18 protein-coding genes are annotated in these 19,513 nt (G+C 46.7%); 1 reads left to right on the forward strand and 17 read right to left on the reverse strand.

Annotated elements, in window-relative coordinates; translation table 11 throughout:
* Window positions 1-124: 124 nt before the first annotated feature.
* From dnaE to M3N64_RS01455, 4 genes are read right to left on the reverse strand one after another with little or no spacing between them, the layout of a single operon-like run.
* Window positions 125-3,505: a DNA polymerase III subunit alpha gene (gene dnaE, locus M3N64_RS01440; RefSeq protein WP_249096135.1), complete on the reverse strand. Its 3,381-nt coding sequence runs from the start codon at window positions 3,503-3,505 to the stop codon at window positions 125-127.
* A 39-nt stretch (window positions 3,506-3,544) separates the two neighbouring features.
* Complete coding sequence (locus M3N64_RS01445) at window positions 3,545-4,474, reverse strand: DHH family phosphoesterase (RefSeq protein WP_249096137.1); 930 nt, start codon at window positions 4,472-4,474, stop codon at window positions 3,545-3,547.
* 39 nt (window positions 4,475-4,513) lie between these two features.
* Window positions 4,514-5,827 carry a DRTGG domain-containing protein gene (locus tag M3N64_RS01450; RefSeq protein WP_249096138.1) on the reverse strand — a complete coding sequence of 438 codons (1,314 nt, stop codon included), beginning with the start codon at window positions 5,825-5,827 and terminating at the stop codon, window positions 4,514-4,516.
* 21 nt (window positions 5,828-5,848) lie between these two features.
* The gene (locus M3N64_RS01455) at window positions 5,849-6,532 is read right to left on the reverse strand and encodes a metal-dependent hydrolase (protein ID WP_249096140.1); all 684 of its coding nucleotides are present in this window, start codon (window positions 6,530-6,532) and stop codon (window positions 5,849-5,851) included.
* 335 nt (window positions 6,533-6,867) lie between these two features.
* Here M3N64_RS01455 and M3N64_RS01460 point away from each other — a divergent pair, with 335 nt between their 5' ends.
* Window positions 6,868-7,965, forward strand: coding sequence for a M24 family metallopeptidase (locus M3N64_RS01460; RefSeq protein ID WP_283163250.1), 1,098 nt, complete (start codon window positions 6,868-6,870; stop codon window positions 7,963-7,965).
* Between the two features lie 98 nt (window positions 7,966-8,063).
* On the opposite strand, the gene M3N64_RS01465 is transcribed toward M3N64_RS01460, so the two are convergent.
* The 13 genes from M3N64_RS01465 to M3N64_RS01525 form a co-directional block, all read right to left on the reverse strand.
* On the reverse strand, window positions 8,064-9,266 hold the full coding sequence (locus M3N64_RS01465; RefSeq protein WP_249096146.1) for an acetate kinase: 1,203 nt from the start codon (window positions 9,264-9,266) through the stop codon (window positions 8,064-8,066).
* A 22-nt stretch (window positions 9,267-9,288) separates the two neighbouring features.
* Window positions 9,289-10,269 (reverse strand): class I SAM-dependent methyltransferase, encoded by a 981-nt coding sequence (locus tag M3N64_RS01470; protein WP_249096149.1) that lies wholly within the window; start codon window positions 10,267-10,269, stop codon window positions 9,289-9,291.
* 762 nt (window positions 10,270-11,031) lie between these two features.
* Window positions 11,032-11,496: a GerW family sporulation protein gene (gene ytfJ / locus M3N64_RS01475; RefSeq protein ID WP_249096159.1), complete on the reverse strand. Its 465-nt coding sequence runs from the start codon at window positions 11,494-11,496 to the stop codon at window positions 11,032-11,034.
* 4 nt (window positions 11,497-11,500) lie between these two features.
* A complete protein-coding gene (locus M3N64_RS01480) occupies window positions 11,501-12,082 on the reverse strand; it encodes a DUF2953 domain-containing protein (protein WP_249096162.1) in 582 nt (193 codons plus the stop codon).
* 103 nt (window positions 12,083-12,185) lie between these two features.
* Complete coding sequence (gene hisIE / locus M3N64_RS01485) at window positions 12,186-12,857, reverse strand: bifunctional phosphoribosyl-AMP cyclohydrolase/phosphoribosyl-ATP diphosphatase HisIE (RefSeq protein WP_249096168.1); 672 nt, start codon at window positions 12,855-12,857, stop codon at window positions 12,186-12,188.
* Window positions 12,854-13,612, reverse strand: a complete 759-nt coding sequence (gene hisF, locus M3N64_RS01490) for an imidazole glycerol phosphate synthase subunit HisF (protein ID WP_249096174.1) — start codon at window positions 13,610-13,612, stop codon at window positions 12,854-12,856. Before hisF ends, hisIE begins: the two co-directional genes overlap by 4 nt.
* Window positions 13,612-14,340, reverse strand: a complete 729-nt coding sequence (hisA, locus tag M3N64_RS01495) for a 1-(5-phosphoribosyl)-5-[(5-phosphoribosylamino)methylideneamino]imidazole-4-carboxamide isomerase (protein WP_249096886.1) — start codon at window positions 14,338-14,340, stop codon at window positions 13,612-13,614. The genes hisF and hisA overlap by 1 nt, the downstream gene beginning before the upstream one ends.
* Entirely contained in the window at window positions 14,334-14,993 is a 660-nt protein-coding gene (gene hisH, locus M3N64_RS01500; RefSeq protein ID WP_249096182.1) for an imidazole glycerol phosphate synthase subunit HisH, read from the reverse strand. Before hisH ends, hisA begins: the two co-directional genes overlap by 7 nt.
* Window positions 14,993-15,583, reverse strand: coding sequence for an imidazoleglycerol-phosphate dehydratase HisB (hisB, locus tag M3N64_RS01505; protein ID WP_249096183.1), 591 nt, complete (start codon window positions 15,581-15,583; stop codon window positions 14,993-14,995). Before hisB ends, hisH begins: the two co-directional genes overlap by 1 nt.
* Window positions 15,576-16,859 (reverse strand): histidinol dehydrogenase, encoded by a 1,284-nt coding sequence (hisD, locus tag M3N64_RS01510; RefSeq protein WP_249096185.1) that lies wholly within the window; start codon window positions 16,857-16,859, stop codon window positions 15,576-15,578. Before hisD ends, hisB begins: the two co-directional genes overlap by 8 nt.
* Window positions 16,846-17,496 (reverse strand): ATP phosphoribosyltransferase, encoded by a 651-nt coding sequence (gene hisG / locus M3N64_RS01515; RefSeq protein ID WP_249096194.1) that lies wholly within the window; start codon window positions 17,494-17,496, stop codon window positions 16,846-16,848. The genes hisD and hisG overlap by 14 nt, the downstream gene beginning before the upstream one ends.
* The gene (locus tag M3N64_RS01520) at window positions 17,493-18,689 is read right to left on the reverse strand and encodes an ATP phosphoribosyltransferase regulatory subunit (RefSeq protein ID WP_249096195.1); all 1,197 of its coding nucleotides are present in this window, start codon (window positions 18,687-18,689) and stop codon (window positions 17,493-17,495) included. Before M3N64_RS01520 ends, hisG begins: the two co-directional genes overlap by 4 nt.
* 611 nt (window positions 18,690-19,300) lie before the next feature.
* Window positions 19,301-19,501: an alpha/beta-type small acid-soluble spore protein gene (locus M3N64_RS01525; RefSeq protein ID WP_249096196.1), complete on the reverse strand. Its 201-nt coding sequence runs from the start codon at window positions 19,499-19,501 to the stop codon at window positions 19,301-19,303.
* Between the last annotated feature and the right edge of the window lie 12 nt (window positions 19,502-19,513).

Consider the following 19,513-nt stretch of genomic DNA (forward strand, 5'->3'; position numbering starts at 1 on the left):
AATCGATGATTTAAAAGGCCGGCTGCACGAAAAAATTCCTAAACTTCACTATTATAACAAACGTCATACAAAAATACAGAAATGCACAGGTCATCACTGTTCAGAGCGAACGCGTGAAAAATGCTCACCGCATACGTTCAGAAGTAGTCGTCACATTATGCGTACCCAGAAGCGAGCGCAAAGAAGAGATAAATGCTTCATCCAGATGAACCGAATATTTCGGGCCAAGGGCAACTGTTTCCTTACTCAGTTCATAATACAGAAAAACGCGATGCCTGCCCGGCGATTGCATCAGTGCTGATTTTACTTGTTCAAGCATCTCCGGATGATGATGAGCGCGATCGATCTTCAGAAAAAGTACCATCTGGTTTCGGGATAAATAATCTTTCAGAAGCATTACTCGAATGAGCACTAGTTGCGGCGTGTCTCCGCCCTTTCCGTTTGCTCGTTTTGCCCGAATCACGAGTAACTGTCCTTCGAGAAGAAGATGATCAACCATTTGATACGTATCCGGAAAACAAACGGTGTCAATGACACCCGTTTCGTCACTCGCGGAAAAGAAGGCCATCGGCTGCCCCTTTTTTGTTCGAATGCGTTTTATCTGCTCACTCATAACAAGCAACACAGCCACACCGCCGTCGGACATTTTTATTGCTTCGCTAACCGTTGTGAATCCTCGCGGTAAATGTGCCCGAAACTCGCTGACAGGGTGTGCCGACAAATAAAACCCGAGCACCATTTTTTCATAGTGCATGCGTTCCTGCCGACTGAGCGGAGGGACCTCAGCGTAGTCATCCTGATCATGCTCGGCGGGCAGCAACGTGGTCTGGCCACCTGCCATCTTCTGCTCTTCTTCGCCAAAGCTCATTGCTCGATCCAGAGTCGCAAGCAGAGAAGAGCGTTCAACATCAAAAAGATCAAACGCTCCGGCAAAAATCATTGCCTCAATTGCTTTACGGTTCACTTTGCGGGACGGGATGCGGCGACAGAAGTCATAAAGACTGGTGTAGGGGCCATTTTTTTCTCGTTCAGACACAAGCGCATCAGCCGCGCCAACACCCACGTTTTTTATTGCTGCCAATCCGAAGCGTATGCCTCGATCTGAAGGTTCAAACCCTCGCTCGCTTTCGTTAATCGAAGGCGGGAAAAGCGGGATATTCCGGCTGTGTAACTCACGAAGGGTTGCTTCAAGCTTATCCGTATTGTTAATGATCGCAGTCAGGTGTGCCGCGAAAAAAGCCTGCGGAAAATGTGCCTTTAAAAAAGCAAGCCGATAGGAGATAAAGCTGTAGGCAACTGCATGGGATCGATTAAATCCATAATTTGCAAACCGGACAATTAAGTCAAAGATTTCTGATGCTGATTCTTCAGAGTGCCGGTTCCGCACGCATCCGGCAATAAATGATTTTTTCTGTTGTTCGAGCAGTGCACGTTTTTTTTTCGCGACTGCCCTCCGTAAAATATCTGCCTGTCCAAGCGAGTATCCGGCTATTCGTACAGCAATCTGCATAATTTGTTCCTGATAGACAAGAACGCCGTATGTCTGTTTCAATATTGGCTCAAGATCAGGATGCGGATAGGTCACCTTTTCTTCTCCGTGCTTGCAGCGTACATAGCGATCAATGAATTGTACCGGTCCAGGACGGTAGAGCGAAAGTACAGCAACAATATCCTCAAATTCGGTTGGCTGCAATTTACGCAGGACTTGACGCATGCCTTCCGACTCCATCTGAAAAATACCCATCGTTTCTCCGCTTCCAAGCAGCCGGTATGTCTCCGGATCATCTAACGGGACCGTTTCAAGAGTGATGGAGTTATGATTAAACTCAGGAGTTCTCTGCACGACTTCCCGCATAAAAGTCAGATTGCGCAAACCAAGGAAGTCAATCTTAAGTAGCCCTAAGGATTCCAGAATATCCATCGGATATTGTGTTACCGGAATGGAATCGTGCCCCAGCTGGATGGGAACCAAATCGGTCAGCGGACGGTCACTGAAAATAACGCCTGCCGCGTGAATCGATGTATGGCGCGGAAGCCCCTCGATTTTACGTGCCAGTGCAACAAGCTCAGCCGCTTCCTTCGATGCATTTACCAGATTCCTCAACTTGTCTGATTCTTTAAGCGCCTGATCCAGTGTTCTTTTCGGCAGTGCAGGGATTAACCGTGCCATGCGGTCAACGAGCTGCGGATCACTTTCGAGCACTCGTCCGACATCGCGAATTGCCGCTTTTGCAGCCAGTGTGCCAAAGGTGATAATTTGTGCCACATGCGCGCGCCCATATTTCTTATACGCATATTCAATCATTTTATCTCGATCAATATCCGGAAAGTCCAGATCAATATCTGGCATCGTGATACGTTCAGGATTCAAAAACCGTTCAAAAAGCAGATGATATTTGACTGGGTCTACTTCTGTGATTTTTAAAACGTAAGCAACTAAAGACCCGGCTGCAGAACCTCTGCCCGGGCCTGGCATATAGCCAGATTTTCTTGCATACGCAACAAGATCTGCAACAATCAGAAAATAGTCATTGAATCCCATTTTATCTATAATGGAAAGTTCATACTTCAGACGATCCTGAATTTGCAGTGTGATCACCGAATAGCGTTCATTCATGCCTTTTATACACTGTTCATGCAGTACCTGTCTTGACGTTTCACCCTCAGGCAATGGAAAAGAAGGATAACGCGCATTTCCAAATTCGAAAGAGACGTGGCACAATTCGGCAATCCTGCCGGTTTCTGCAACGGCTTCGGGAAGATCAGCAAATTTACGCGACATTTCTTCTGTCGATTTAAAATCAAATTCATGATCGAATACCGGCCGCTCCTTCAAGGTCGTCCCATTCTTTATACAGGCAAGGCATGCATGGGCCCTTGCATCTTCCTGACTCAGATAATGGATACTGTTTGTCGCAACAAGTGTCAGTGCATAATGTCTGGCAAGCGCCCGCAGCTGACGCTCAATCGGTTGATGATGCTCGGCGCGCTGAATTTCAATGAAAAAACGGTTTCCGAAAACAGAGAGAAGAGCTTCAACAGCCTCACGCGCATATGCGTCGTTCTCTTTGGCTAGAAGACGGTCAATTGGACCATCAGCACCTCCTGATAACACAAGCACACCATCCGAATATTTTTCAATTACAGGCAGAGGGGCACATGAACGGCCGCTGCATTGAATAGTTGAAGAAAGCTTAACAAGATTCTGGTAACCTAAATTATTTTGAGCCAATAACAAGATTGTCGGAAAATCGTCGCTTGCTTTGCTGTGTACTGTTTTTTGTTCAGTTGCGAGTTCAAGAGACACTTCCATCCCAATCAGCGGATGCAGTCCTGACCGCATGCAGGCACGATAAAAAGGAATCACACCATACATGACATTTCGGTCAGTAAGCGCAATCGCTTTTTGACCAAAACGTTGCGCCTGCGCAACAAGCTGGTCGATTCGGCAAGTGCTGTCAAGCAGACTGTATTCACTATGAACATGAAGATGTACAAACGTCATCGGCTTATACTCCTTCTTCCAGATTGATGATCGATCCGTTTATTTTGCACAAAGTGCGCGCAAATCTGCGATCAGCTGATCAGCTTCTTCCCAACTGCTAACTGTTGCACCTGAGGCCATCGGATGTCCGCCTCCATGATATTTCTCAGCCAATTGGTTAATTGAAGGCGCCTTTGATCGAATTCTTGCCCGAATAACCTTCCCCTCTTCCGAAAAAAGGACCCATGCCTTCAGATGAGCAACATTGGAGAAGCTGTTCACAAGTGAAGAAGCGTCTGCAGCTGTCAGATGGTAAGCGTGGATCAGCGGCTGAGTAAGTTTAACGTAGCCAACGCCTTCTTCGGTCAGCGTAAAATGCTCCAGGACATAACCGTTTAGACGTACCTGTGCCAGGCTGCGCTCATAGAGCTGATTAAAAAACGATTGACGGTCAAAGGGGAGCCTGACAAGTTCTGAGGCCGCGCGAAAAGTGGCAGAAGTGACGTTGCTGAACTGAAAACGACCGGTATCACCAACAATTCCGGCAAAAAGCAGCCGGGCTGCATTTTGCGAAAGCGTTAATTCCGGGTGCCTTTGATAGATGGAACAGATCATCTCACTTGTTGAGCTTGCCTGCGGGTCAACCCATTCCAGGTCTCCGTATGAGTCAACAATCGGATGATGGTCAATTTTCAGAAGGTGACGGCCGAGACGGTAGCGGTTATCGGAAATCCGCTCTCGGTTTGCCGTATCACAGACAATAACCAATGCCTCTTCATATACATCCTCATCAACGGTATCCATGGTAACCAGAAACCGCAGGTCGGCAGCTTCTTCTCCGACAATATAAACATTTTTTTGCGGAAAGTTATCCTTTATCAGACATGAGAGCCCCCCCTGAGATCCGAGTGCGTCAGGATCAGGCCGTACATGCCTATGTATAATAATAGTGTCGTATTGCTTAATCTGATTTAAAATCTCATCAATCATGTGCGTCCTCCTATGGATTCGCTTTTCATTTTGAATGCGTCAATAACGGTCAATAAACTGAGCATTAAGCAATGCCTTGCCACAAAGCTGACCGTCTGCGAACAGTTCGATGTCCAGCTTCCCGTTTCTTCGAGTCATTTCAAGAATTTTGGGATGGACGGTCACCGTTTGCTCCAGTTGCACCGGCTTGAAAAAATAAAAGGAAAGATTATCCACTACCAAATCACCGCGACGCAGGCGGTTCAGAATACGTCTGCCGACGGTTGTTACAATTGACGTCATAACTCCGTGGGAGACTGAACCCAGATAGTCACTCATCTGCGGTGTAACGGTAAATCGAAATTCATAGCGATGATCATTTGAATAATCCGCGAGCTGTGACGAAACGATGTCCTCAATGGTCTCACCCATTTGCGGCTGCTGCTGTATTCTTTGCAGTGCTTTAAGCACATCACGACGCGTGACAATACCAGCAAGGTGATGCTGCTTGTCAACAACCGGCAAGCCGTCCACCCCTTCCCATATCATTCGATGTGCAGCGGCAGCCACTGATGTTGTCGGCGTGACGACAAGCGGAGCTGCAGTCATGATTTCTTCAATTGTTGATACATGCTGATCTTTCATCAGATCTTTCATCGCCACTATTCCGACGACTTTCATCTGCTGATCTACAACCGGAAAACGGCTATGTGAAGTCCTGCGGTTTAATTCATACCAACGTTTCGGTGAATCATAGTTAAAAACAAACTGGGTCTCTGAAAAAGGAATCATGATATCCGATACGTAAACAATCTCTTTTTTGATTAACTGATCATAAATGGCCCGGTTTATTTTTGCAGCTACGGTGAATGTATCATAGGCAGTTGAAATAACTGGCAGCTGTGTCTGATCAGCCAGCCGTTTAATACGCTCACTTGTATTGAAACCGCCGGTAATCAGAACTGCTGCACCCTCTTTTAAAGCATACTCATGGACAGACTCGCGATTGCCGACAATCATCAGATCATTTGCGCCAATATAGCGTTTCATCGCATCCATTTCCATCGCACCGATAACAAAGTGATTCAGCGTCCGCGAAAGCCCTGTTCGCCCGCCGAGTACTTGTCCATCTACTATATTCACAACCGTATCAAAGGTCAGTTTTTCAATGCTTTCCTTCATTTTCTGCTCAATCCGCACCGTCCCTACCCGTTCAACGGTACTGACCAGTCCTTGAATCTCTGCATCTTTTATTGCCCGATACGCCGTGCCTTCACTGACCTGAAGAACCTTAGCAACCTGACGAACTGAAATTTTGCTGCCAACATCCAGGTCTGCAATGTATCTTAAGATTTGTTCATGCTTCGTCTCCATATCAACCGCTCCAAACAGCCCTTACAGGGTTAGTGTCTGACCAGGTGACATCACACATCCGTGTCCGTTCAGCTGATCCGCAAACCAGCCGGCATCCTGCTGAATGACTGGAAATGTGTTGTAATGAATCGGAACAACAGTCTTAGCCTTGATCCATTTTGCCGCCTGCAGTGCATCTTCTGGCCCCATCGTATAGTTATCCCCGATTGGCAGAAATGCAAGATCAATCGCATAGCGGTCACCGATCCATTTCATGTCGGAAAAAAGTGCAGTATCCCCTGCATGGTAAATCGTCTTTTCTTCAATCTTCAGCAGCAGCCCGGCCGGCATACCCGCATACACGATCTGGCGATTTGCCGCATCAGTAATACTCGACCCGTGAAAGGCCTGCGTCATTTTAACGGTACCGAAACGAAAAGTGTGCGCACCGCCAATAGACATGCCATGTGTCTTCAAACCTCTCCAGCTGAAATAAGTAGCCAGTTCGGCAATGGCTATAACCAGTGACCCGTCGCGCTCAGCAATTAGCTGCGTATCTTCGATGTGGTCACCATGACCGTGCGTCAGCAGTATGGCATCAATTTTTGGTAAGTCATCAATCGTCATTGGGGTCCGCTGATTCCCTCTGATAAATGGATCAATTAATAAATTGCCCTTCTCCGTCTCCAGTAAAACGGTCGAATGTCCGACATAGGTAATTTTCATTCACTTTTTCTCCCTTCGTTACTGAACATTAATTACTAAGCGCCCGTTCTTAACATGCATTTATAAAAATTATTATACACTACATATAGGCCGAAGTTTGCATAAAACAGTTGCCGCACCTTGTTTGATCCTGTTTGGCTTTGTAAAAATCCGCGGGACCTCACAGTCATCGGTTCATCTGCTCTCCTCATCATCTCAGCAGGCTGATGAATAATCGATCGAAATACAACAGTAAAGTTAGCAGAACTCTTTTTTAAGAAATCAACCCGAAACGGCCCGAACACGCTTATATTGTGATACATTATTATTATTAAATGAAACTGGAGTGACCCTAATTGTCAGAGAAGATGAAGCAAATTGAATCATGGCTGCGCGGCCATGAAGGGCGGTTCGCTTATATAGCCGACCCTACAAATGTTTTTTATCTTACGCATTTCAAATGTAATCCACATGAACGTTTTCTCGGTTTATTCTTATTTCCCGATGATGAACCGTTCCTCGTTTGCCCGGAACTGGAAGTCGGTCAGGCACGCGCATCGGCATTTGGTCATGAGGTTTTTGGTTACCGCGATGATCAGAATCCGTGGGATACCGTAAAAAAAGCACTGAGCAGCCGTGCAGCTTCATTTAACAAAGTGTATATTGAGCCAAGCACACTGCCTTATAATAAGACGCTTGCGCTAAAAGCCATCGATAAGCAACTTGAATTCCGATCCATTGAGGACTATCTGGCTGACATGCGCAACATTAAAGATGAACATGAACTCGCAGTTATGAAAAAAGCCGGCGAAATTGCGGATTATGCGGTAAGGTTAGGAATCGACGCAATTAAAAAAGGCCGTACAGAAGCTGCAATTGTCGCAGAAATTGAGTATGAGCTTGCCAAACAAGGCTATTCTGAAATGGCCTTTGATACGATGGTTTTGACTGGGGAGAACACAGCAAATCCGCATGGCTATCCGGGAACACGCCAAATTCACGAAGGTGATTTCGTGCTCTTCGATCTCGGTGTCGTCATTGATGGTTATTGCTCCGATATTACCCGAACCGTCTGCTTCAAACATGCTTCAGACGAACAATATAAAATTTATGATGCAACCTTGCAGGCTAATCTTGCTGCGCTTGAAGCCGTTCGCCAGGGATTGCGCATCGGTGACCTTGACGGAGTCGCGCGAAAAGTGATCGCCGACGCAGGTTATGGTCATTATTTCACGCATCGGCTTGGACACGGGCTTGGTCTTGGTGAGCATGAACAGCCATCCATGAGTGCTGCAAACGACAAAGTACTGACGACCGGCATGGTTTTTACGATTGAACCCGGTATTTACGTTCCAAACGTCGGCGGTGTCCGTATCGAAGACGATGTCTATCTTGGTGAAAAGGGCCCGGAAACGCTGACCCATTACCCGAAAGCGCTCCAAATCATCGAGTAAAGATTCAGTCGGCGAGCGTTATCAAGGCAAATGCCAGAGGGTTCCTCAAAGAATTATATTCTTTGAGGAACCCTCTTCCTGTATGGCAAAGCGCCGTATCAGATACTCTGCTGCTGTTGTGATAAACGCACAGTATCTCGCGCAATCATTACTTCTTCGTTAGTTGGGATGACAAGTACTTTGATCTTTGAATCCGGCATGTTGATGAACGTCTCCTGTCCGTTAATCTTGTTCGTTTCCTGATCGCAGTGAACGCCAAGGAAACTGAGACCATCAAGGACACGCGCACGGATCATCGAACTGTGTTCTCCAATCCCCGCAGTAAAAATGATGGCATCGACACCATTCATTTTTGCAGCAAAGGACCCGATATATTTCTGTATCCGTTCAACAAAGACCGCGATCGCAAGTTTCGCACGTTTGTTCCCTCTTCGCGCTTCTTTTTCAATGTCCCTTAAATCACTGGAAAATCCGGAAATTCCGAGCATACCACTTTTTTTGTTTAACACATTAATAACTTCACTTGCGTTCATACCGGTTTTATCCATAATGTAGGGAATTAAAGCGGGATCAATATCACCGGAACGTGTCCCCATGGTCAATCCGGCAAGCGGCGTAAAGCCCATCGATGTATCAATCGATCTACCGGCTTTGACTGCGGTAATGCTGGCACCATTTCCAAGATGGCAGGAAATCAGACGCAGCTCTTTTATCGGCCGTTTGAGTAATTCCGCCGCACGATAAGCAACGAATTTATGACTGGTCCCATGGAATCCGTATTTTCGAATGCCATATTGTTTATAGTAGTCGTATGGAACGCTGTACAGATACGCCTCATCACTCATGCTTTGATGAAAAGCGGTATCAAAAACGACGACTTCGGGAACTTCGGGCAGCACTTCACGAAACGCCCGAATGCCGACCAGATTCGCAGGATTGTGAAGTGGCGCGAGTTCAGAAAGATCTTCTATTTTTTTTATGACCTCATCTGTAACCAGCGCAGAATCATCAAAAGTCTCGCCCCCATGCACAACTCGGTGTCCAACGCCTCTGATCTCTTTTAAGGTGCGGACAATTTTTAAACCGGTAAGACGATCAAGCAGTATGCGCACAGCCTCTTCATGATCTGGTACTGATGCAATTTCCTGTTTTTTTTCTCCATGTACACTGATTGTAAAAATGGAATCCGACAGACCAATACGTTCAAACGAACCTTTAGTCACCAGACGCTCTGCAGGCATATCCAGCAGCTGAAATTTCAGCGAGGAGCTGCCAGCGTTGATCGCAAGAATTAATGCCAATGTCGATCACCCCCTCGTCATCTTAAACCGAACGGTGCAAAAACCAATGATCTAACTGCTGCATAAATTTACGCATTTTCACTTCATCTGAAAAATCCGGCATTTCCGCGAGCAGTGCTTGCCGCGCAAGGGTGCCTTTGCCTGACTTCTTTTGCAGCAATAAAATACTTTTTGCCTGATTTACCTTGTTAAACAGAGAAACAGGCAGCTGAATGAGTGCAAGTATGTTTGCGTTTTTTTTAAGAAAATCATGAAACGTATGCGTTTGATCATCCGTGAATAAGTGATTCGGAATAAGAAAAAGCGCATAGCCTTCCGTTTTTAATTTTCTCAATGCCTGTTCCACAAACAGAAAATGTGTCAATGGTTGTTTTGTTACTGATTTAAGTAAATACGTATCCGCTGAACGCTGATCAGGGTAGATCCCAACCGGAACATCGCAGACAACAAAATCGGCCGGTTCGATCATGATTGGTTTGAGACCGTCCTGATGAAACAGCTGAATTTCTTTCTGCTGCAAGTTTGCGTTAGCCGCTGCCAGTCGGACAAGAAGCGGATCTGCGTCAATCCCGTACGCTTGAACCTTATCCGTTCTCGACTGGTTCAGTATACCTGTCAGCAGATTGGCGGAGCCGACGGCGGGATCAAGAATGGAATAAGCTTTTTCCCCAGCTAGCATGGCAAACATATGCCCGATCAGAAGCACCAGAGTGTCCGGCGTTAATTCCTGATTTGGCTGAGGTGCTTCTTTCATCCCTTTAAGCAGTGCAAGCTGAAATGCGCGTCTGACTTCTTCAGCTGTCATCTTCAGGTGATTAAAACGTTCGTAGAGCGGCTTTAGTTTCTTTTCTAAGGGCTCCTGCCTGATCTCATTGCGAAGCAGCCCTTCTGCTGTCTCACAAAGCGCGGTTAAATAATTCGTTTCGTTATTTTTTTTTATAAAAAGTGTTGCCTGATCAAACACTGAAAAGAGTTCACTGACTGACGTTGTTTGCAAAGTCATTTCCTCCAAATATAAATAAAGCGCTTTCATAATATATTATATCGTGAATTTTAAAAATTGCCTATTGACTCCTGTAAAAGATTGAATGATCTTGTCTCATTTTCGAATGCAAATTTTGGCAGACCTATTGAGTGGAGATATCCTTTTTTCTTTTCTGGATACCTGTTTTGCAGCTTTTTTCTGTTCGTCTGAATCTTCACTTGCGCCATATTCGCACTCACTCCTACGTTCACTAACTATAGACTAAATTTCATATCAGAGCAATGGCTGCGAATTTGCATAAATCCGTATAAAGCCTTTTATTACTACGTATCATTAAGCAGGTTCGTTTCATTTTGCGCAAAAATGATTTAAGAACAGCTCGGCCGGACAAAATTTTTCAATCAAAAAGACCAGGCTAAAACGCCCGGTCCTACTTTCACAGGACATATACGTGCTTAGCGAAAAAGCCTTTCAGATCCTGATTCGTGATTTATGCCATATTGACTGCAACGTCGCTGTTTTTTCCAACGCGATTTATCGATCTGTTCCTGCGCGGGTTATCGGTCCGTTTGCACAATATATCGGTCTGTTTGGTTAATCGTGATTTACTGGCCAGCACTTTCCCACAATCTTCGACCTGATCCTGTTCCTTTTTGTTTGCATCATCGCTGTGGCCCTTGCTTGTCGCTGGCGCCAGCGCACTACCACTCCGACATTCAGACATTCAAGCCTAAAAAAACAGAATGCGCGGCGAGCAACATTCTGTTTCAATTATCAAATTTAATTAAATTCCTCGTCCTGCCACTCTCCACGACGTTTTTTCCGCCGCTGTGCAGCTCCACCGCCGTTTTTATCAATTATTTCTTTGATCTTTTCTATAGTCTGGGGAGCAAGATCAATCAGGCGCTCATATAAGTGCGTATTGCTATCCAGATGAACTGTTTTTACTCCCTCTTCACCAATAATCAGGAATGCGATCGGGGTGATCGAAACGCCTCCGCCGGTTCCTCCGCCGAACGGAAGATAGGCTTCTGTATCTTCACTCGGATCTTCATCCGGATTTTCATTTTTGGTATTAAATTCGCTTCCGCCTGCGACAAAGCCAAAACCGACCTTTGACAAAGTGATAATTGTGTGCCCGTCGTCAGTCTCAATCGGATCGCCGACAATTGTTCCGACATCGACCATTGATTGCAGACTGTCCAACGCCGTTTTCATTAGTCCCTGTATCGGATGATCTGCCATATGCTTACCCTTCTTTCATTAGGCGCCTGATCTTCTTGATCATGACTATAGCATCCCCGATCCTTAGCTGAAACATGCATGACAGATCCGAACATAGAGACATTCTTTGGAAAACCGGAACAACCTGAATGCGTGGACGATCAGAAATCCACGGGGCGATCCACGGCATCAGTGAGGCTTTTATCGACCAGATGATGCCGCTGAGAATAGCTGTTTCAAATGCATCGCCTGTCCCGCATTGCGTGACCCACGAAACGAGCTGCACGCGAATTTTATGACTGACGTTCATTTTGCGCAGCAGTCTTATTCCTTGGCCCAACTGCTCCTGCCAATCCGCTAATTCTTGTTGTGAATATCCCGGATCATGCTTCTGGTTCGCGGTGGATTCAGAAGGAACCTGGCGCAATGGATCAGATTGCTGCGCCCACAGGCATATACCCCAGATGTAAATCTTAACCTTCCACGAACAGGAATGTGCGCTGATCAATAATTTGACACGCATGGTGAGTGTGCTTTTTAAAAAGATACAAATCACAAGAACAAAAAGACTCACACAGATAACTGACAAAATGATGAACAGGCGCACGCTCGACGCTCCTTTTTGTCTCTTTTGTTTTTAGTATCCGGTAAATCGTTCAAAAACATGTAAAAAATGCCCGAGCGTCTGTGCCCGGGCAGAAGAAAACGTGTCACTCTAAATTTTTCGCTTTTTCACGTTGAAATTCACTTTTGTCGCGATGCCGTTTTTCAAGCACCCGCAGCACCCGATCAAAACCGACTTTTTGTTCGCGCAGCATAACCAGTGTATGATAGATAACATCGGATACTTCCCATTCCAGTTCGGCAACTGAACGATTCTTTGCCGCAATGATCACTTCCGATGTTTCCTCGCCGATTTTCTTCAGTATTTTGTCAATGCCCTCATTAAACAGATATGTTGTGTACGTACCCTCCGGACGTTCAGCCTCCCGCTGTGCAATCACACGCTCCAGTTCCGCAAGAATTTCGTAGCGCTCGGCACCTGCTGCGACCGCTTCCTGCTTATCTGATCGCTCCGGCGTAAAGCAGCTGTACGTGCCCGTGTGGCATGCCGGACCGGCAGGATTCACTTTCACAAGCAGCGTATCTGAATCACAGTCAACCGCCCAGTCCACAATCCGCTGCGTGTTACCCGATGTCTCACCCTTATGCCAAAGCTGATTTCGCGAACGACTGAAGAACCATGTTTCGCCGCTTTCCAGCGATTTTTCAATGGATTCTTTGTTCATGTAAGCCATCATCAGAATTTCTTTACTCTGCGCGTCCTGCACGATTGCCGGAATTAATCCATGCTCATCAAATTTCAATGTCTCAGTATTCATCGAACAGCCACTCCCTTTTCTTTTAAAAATGCCTTCACACTGGCAACAGAAGTTTCTTTATAGTGAAAAATTGAGGCTGCCAGTGCTGCATCTGCCTTCCCCTTTTCAAAAACATCAAGAAAATCAGAAGCCTTTCCGGCACCACCTGATGCAATAACCGGCACGTCAACTGCATCACTGATTGCGCGTGTCAGGTTCAGCTCAAAGCCATTCTTTTCACCGTCCTGATCCATACTGGTCAGCAAAATTTCGCCCGCTCCAAGACGAACCACCTTTTTCGCCCAGGCAATCGCATCAAGATCCGTTGCCCTTCGCCCGCCGTGCGTATATACCTTATATGTACCGCTTTCCTGATGCCACCTGGCATCAATGGCGCATACAATGCATTGATTGCCAAAAAAATCTGCGCCTTCTCTGATCAAATCCGGGTTGGCCACTGCTGAGCTGTTCAGCGATACTTTATCTGCACCGGCACGAAGCAGTTTTTTTATGTTTTCGAGCGAGTGAATGCCGCCGCCGACCGTAAACGGAATGTTCAGGTTGGCCGCGACCTGCTTCACCATTTCGACCATCGTGTTTCGGCCTTCGCTGGATGCAGATATATCGAGAAAGACAAGTTCATCCGCACCTTCATGATTGTAAAACATCGCAAGCGCCACAGGATCGCCGGCATCGCGCAACTGGACAAACTGTTTTCCCTTAACCACTCTGCCATCTTTAACATCCAGACATGGAATAATTCTTTTTGCCAGCATTATCGCTTCACCGCCCTGATCGCGTCACTAAGCACGATTTGTTTCGTATACAGCGCTTTACCGATGATGGCTCCACTGATGTTCCGATCAGCCGCCAGCTGTTTTATTTCTGACAACGTTGTCACTCCTCCGGAAACGACAACCGGCATACCGATTTCGAGTGCAAGCTGTTCTGCAGCCGCCACATTCGCACCCTGAAGGGCTCCGTCCCTGGAAATATCTGTATAAATGAAATGCCTGGCACCTTCCCGAATCAATTGTTTGGCAAGATCCGCTGCGTTCAGTTCGGACACCTCAAGCCACCCCCGCACGGCAACTTTTTCTTTTTTTACATCAATTCCAATCGCTATGGATTCTGGAAACCGGTGCAGCGCCTGCTTGCAGAATTCCGGATTGCTGATCGCTGAACTGCCGAGAATGACTCGCTTAATTCCCCGGTTCAAATAATTTTCCAATGTCTCAATTGTGCGAACACCGCCGCCGACTTCAATGTTAATCGGTACTTCGGCAGCCATTTTCGCAATCAGGTTCTGATTCACGGGATGGCCCGCTTTCGCGCCGTCAAGATCAACAACATGCAGCCATTCGGCACCTTGTTCATAAAACGATTTCGCCACCTCCACCGGTTCCTCTCCATACACCGTGGACTGTCCATAATCGCCTTGAAACAGCCGAACGCATTTACCGTCAATCAGATCAATGGCAGGATAGAGAGTAAACATCAGCACTTCTCCTTTCTGCACGCGCTGGACTCGCTCCGCCTGCATGCAAGCTGCAAATAATTCCTGAGCAGTGCCTGACCGAATGCGCCGCTTTTTTCAGGATGAAACTGCATGCCATATACATTGCCTCTGCTGACAACTGCCGGAACCTCTCCATAATAATCGGCAGCGGCAACCAGCGTGCCGCGGTTTTTAAGTTCAGCAAAATAGGAATGTACAAAATAAGCAAAATCCGGTTTGACTCCGCTCAGCAAAGGTGAATTTGGATTGATAAAAGTCAGTGTATTCCAGCCCATATGGGGCACCTTGTAACGCCTGCCCTTTTCAGAGACGCCTGAAAAACGGACGACACGTCCCGGAATGAGCCCCAGTCCTTTTGTCAGAGTGCCTTCTTCACTCTCATCAAACAAGAGCTGCATGCCAAGACAGATACCAAGCAGTGGCCGCGTCTCCGCAAACGTTCTTAAATAAGTGCTTAAATGCTTCTCATGAAGCAATCTCATCGCGTCTTTAAATGCACCGACACCCGGAAGAATGAGCCCGTCAGCCCGATCCAAATCTTCTGCCTGGTCACTGATAATGTAAGTCTGATCAAGCCTTCTGAGTGCCTGGCTAAGGCTGTACAGGTTGCCCATACCATAATCTACAACACCAATCATCATAATGTTCCTTTCGTCGACAGAACCCCTTGAATCCTGGGATTTCGTACTGTTGCCGCATCGAGGGCTCGGCCGAGCGCTTTAAAAACCGATTCAATCATATGATGTGTATTTTCTCCGTAACGCACCGTAACATGAAGGTTCATCTGGGCTTCAATGCTTAATTTATCCAGAAATTCCTTAACAAGTTCCGTATCAAAGGTGCCGACCTTTTGCGCAGGAAACGCCCCATTAAAAACGAAATACGGACGTCCGCTTAAATCAACTGCAACTTCAGACAGTGCTTCATCCATAGGGACGACCGCATAACCGTACCGGTTAATACCCTTTTTATCGCCGACGGCCTGGCGAATCGCTCTGCCGAGACAGATACCGATATCCTCGGTCGTATGATGATCGTCCACTTCAGTATCGCCATGAGCTTCGACATCCAGCGTAAACAGTCCGTGTTTTGCAAACAAGGTCAGCATATGTGTAAGAAAAGGAACACCGGTGGCAAGTTTTGCCTCGCCGCCTCCATCAACAGCAAAGGTCAACTTTATCTGAGTTTCGTACGTATTCCGTTCAATATGTCCGACACGTTTATCCATGAACAACCGCACCTTCCATCCTTTTTTCCACTGCGCGCGCATGACCTTCCAGTCCTTCAAAACGGGCGAAAGCAGCGATGGCCTGTCCGTTCGCCTGCAGCGCGTCATTACTGTATTCAATGATACTTGACCGTTTGATAAAGCTTTCAACACCAAGCGGACTGGCATAGCGGGCGGAACCGTTTGTCGGAATGATATGATTCGGACCGGCAAAATAATCACCGACTGGTTCTGAACTGTATTTACCGAGAAAAATGGCACCTGCGTGACGAATGAGCGGAAGCAATGCGTGCGGATCACCGGTCGCAAGTTCCAAATGTTCCGGCGCAATTGAATTAATCACTTGGGCCGCTTCGCTCAGGCCACTGACTAAAATAATCTTCCCCTGGCGATTGACGGATTCAGAAGCAATGTCCGTGCGCGGAAGATCTTTTAATTGCTTCATCACTTCCTGCTCAACCTGCTTGCCGAATGCTTCGGAAACAGTTACCAATATTGGCATAGAAAGCCTGTCATGTTCTGCCTGAGACAGCAGATCTGCAGCAATCCAGGCGGGGTCAGATGCTTCATCAGCCACAATCGCAATTTCACTTGGTCCGGCAAGGCTGTCAATCGCAACGTCACCGAATACTTGCTTCTTCGCCAGCATGACATAGAGATTTCCCGGACCGACAATCTTATCTACAGGACGAATCGATTCCGTACCATAAGCCAGTGCGGCAATTGCCTGAGCGCCGCCAACCTGATAAATTTCGTCAATCCCGATTTCATTGGCCGCAGCGAACACGCCGTCAGCGATCCTTCCGTTTTTTTGAGGGGGCGATACGAGTACAACACGTTTTACTCCGGCTACCAGTGCTGGGATGGCTCCCATCAGAACCGATGAGGGATAGCATGCAGTTCCCCCCGGAACATAGACACCGACTGAATCAAGGGGTGTTACTTTCTGGCCAAGCACAACCCCCTGCTCTGCCGGCTCCGTCCATGATTTCGGCATTTGTTTTTTATGAAAGGCATATATGTTCTTAGCTGCTTGTTTGATCGCTGCCAGTACTGGTTCTGGAACATGTCGCACGGCTTCATTTTTGTCTGCTTCGCTGGCGAGAATGGAAGCCAGCCCAATTCCGTCAAACTGTCTCGTATAATCCAGAAGCGCCTGATCCCCGTCCGATTTTACTTTGGCAATAATTTCGGCAACAGATTTTTGTGCTTCTTCCCTGGCTTCTATTTTTCTTTTTTTAAGAAAGTCAAGATTGCCATCTTTAATCCATTCCAATTTTTGTCCCCTCCGTCGCCTTGATCATTTTTTCCACGATTTGATCGATCAGATTTTTCTTCAGTCGATAGCTCACCGGATTGACAATTAATCTTGAACTAATGTCAAGCAATCGATCAAACTCCACCAGCCCGTTTTCTTTTAATGTCTGTCCTGTCGATACAATATCGACAATGGCGTCCGCCAGCCCGATAATGGGTGCCAGTTCAATCGACCCGTTCAGCGCGATCAGATCCACCTGCTCACCGCGTCGGCGATAAAAGTTCGAGGCAATATTTGGGTACTTTGTAGCAATTTTAAGAAAAGGATTTCGGCTGCGGTGATTCGGTTTGCCAGCAACCGCCATATGGCATTTGCTGATGCCCAGATCAACCATTTCATAAACATCTCTTCCGCTCTCAAGCAGAACATCTTTGCCGGCAATACCTAAATCTGCCGCACCATATTCAACGTAAGTGGGTACATCCACCGGTTTAGCCAGAATAAAGCGAAAGGGTTCAGAATCCAGTTCAAGGATCAGCTTTCTTGTTGTTTCAAACGTTTCGGGCAACCGGAACCCCGCGTTTCTTAACAATCGGCAGGCATCGCCGAAAATACGCCCTTTTGGCATGGCAATGGTCAGTATCGATTCATTCATTCTCCTGTCTCCGTTCTGTCCGGAAAATAACGGACTGTCTCAAATTGGCGGGCAAACACTTCCGGGTTTTCGATTCCATCCGCATGCTGAAGAACAACCGTTCGCCCCTTTTCTCTTTCTTTTGCAGCAAATTGCATGGCTGCACCCGCATGCATGTGATCATAGATTACTGCATGCTTTTTATTTACATGCCCGTCTTCAGACATTTTCATGGCACTCATCAGGCGATCCAGCCGAATACCAAATCCGGTCGCCGGGCAGGGGCGGTTAAATTTTGCAAGCAGATCATCATACCTGCCTCCACTGGCAACGGGAAAACCCAGATTCCCGCCAAACCCCTGAAAAACAAATCCTGTATAATAACTGAGATGCGGAACAAGTGTCAGATCCAGATCAATCTGGGTTTCCAGATGATCCACGCTCAGTAAATCAATCAACGCTACAATGTTTTCATAATATGAATGTACCGGTGTCGCGGATTGAGTCACAAGCGATTCAAGAAATTTTATCGTATCCCTGTTGTCCATTCTTCGTGAATCGATAAACAAATGGAGTTTTCTCGCATCTTCTCGCGGCAATTCCAGATCATCTACAAAGTCATGAAACCCGACATCATTTTTATTATAGAGCTGGTTGCGCAGGTGCATCACCGTTTCTTTATCCTTTACCATGTCATAAAAGAAGGCATTGACAAATCCGACATGCCCGACTGCCAGACGAACAGCTTCCAATCCGCTTTTCTCCAGCAGACTCATCATTAATGAAATGACCTCTACATCAGCATAAGGTGTAGGGTCGCCAATGAGTTCAGCCCCGGTCTGTTCAAATTCGCTTGGATGTCCGCCTTCCTTGCGCTGGCTTCGATACAGATTGGCCGTATATGCCAAACGGAGCGGCAGGGGCTCATTTCTCAGGCTTGAAGCGACAATCCGTGCAATCGGTGTCGTCATATCCGGACGAAGTACAACAGGATGACTCTCGGCGTCCAGAAATTTAAAAAGCCTGTGATCGGCAATTGCTGAAGCGCGGCCTACGGTTTCAGCATATTCCAATGCTGGCGTCTTAATAAAATCATACCCCCAGCGTTGCAGTTCGCGCTGAAAAATCAGCTCCAGCCTGGAAATCTCCCGCTGAGCCCTAGGCAGTGTGTCACGCAATCCGAGCGGTTTTTCAAACATGTATGGTTGTGCCATAAAACAATTCTTCCTCTCAACAATCATTGTCTCTATACTGTATGAAACGTGACACTTTTTGCTTTACCTCACTATTACGATAAAGCATTTATTGTGTATTTTAGTGGAAAAAGGGCAATAAGTCAATAGCAGCATCACGCATCCAAAACAGATTCCCGGCTGACCGCAATGCTCATATACAAAGGTGCTATGGCAAGAAATGACATGATTCTTTACCGATCTATATTAGAAAACTTGGCTTCGCCAAACCTTTAACACGGCCGAAGCCGCCGTCGCACTTATACTATGTTCCTTAAAATTTATATACTTTTATAAGAAAAACCGGGCAAAAAGCGCCCGGTCCTTACTTCCGCACGATGCGGTGGCTTTCGCGTTGCATACAGGACGTACTTTCACAGGATGCCGTTTGACTGCGATTTACTGACCATTCAGCATGATTTACCGGTCAGCGCGCTTTCACAGTTTTCGACCAGAGTTGTTGATCTATTTATTTTGTTGGCATCGGTGCTTCAGCTGCCCGCTTGCCGCGGGCAGTCCGCTGGATTTACAAAAAGGGCATCCCAATTTTCATTGAGACACCCTTTTTTTATTAACCATTATTGAACTCCAAATTATTTCTGGAGACCGCCGAATTGAGACTGTGCCTGTGCAACCAGACGTTTCGTGATTTCACCGCCGACGGAACCGTTCGCACGCGAAGTCGTGTCCGGACCAAGCTGTACACCGAATTCAGAAGCAATTTCGTTTTTCAATTGTTCAAGCGCTTTTTCTGCACCTGGAACAAGGATCTGATTACTATTATTTTCTGCCATGTCTCTCACCTC

This window comes from Sporolactobacillus mangiferae (assembly GCF_023336505.1).
GTDB lineage: Bacteria > Bacillota > Bacilli > Bacillales > Sporolactobacillaceae > Sporolactobacillus > Sporolactobacillus mangiferae.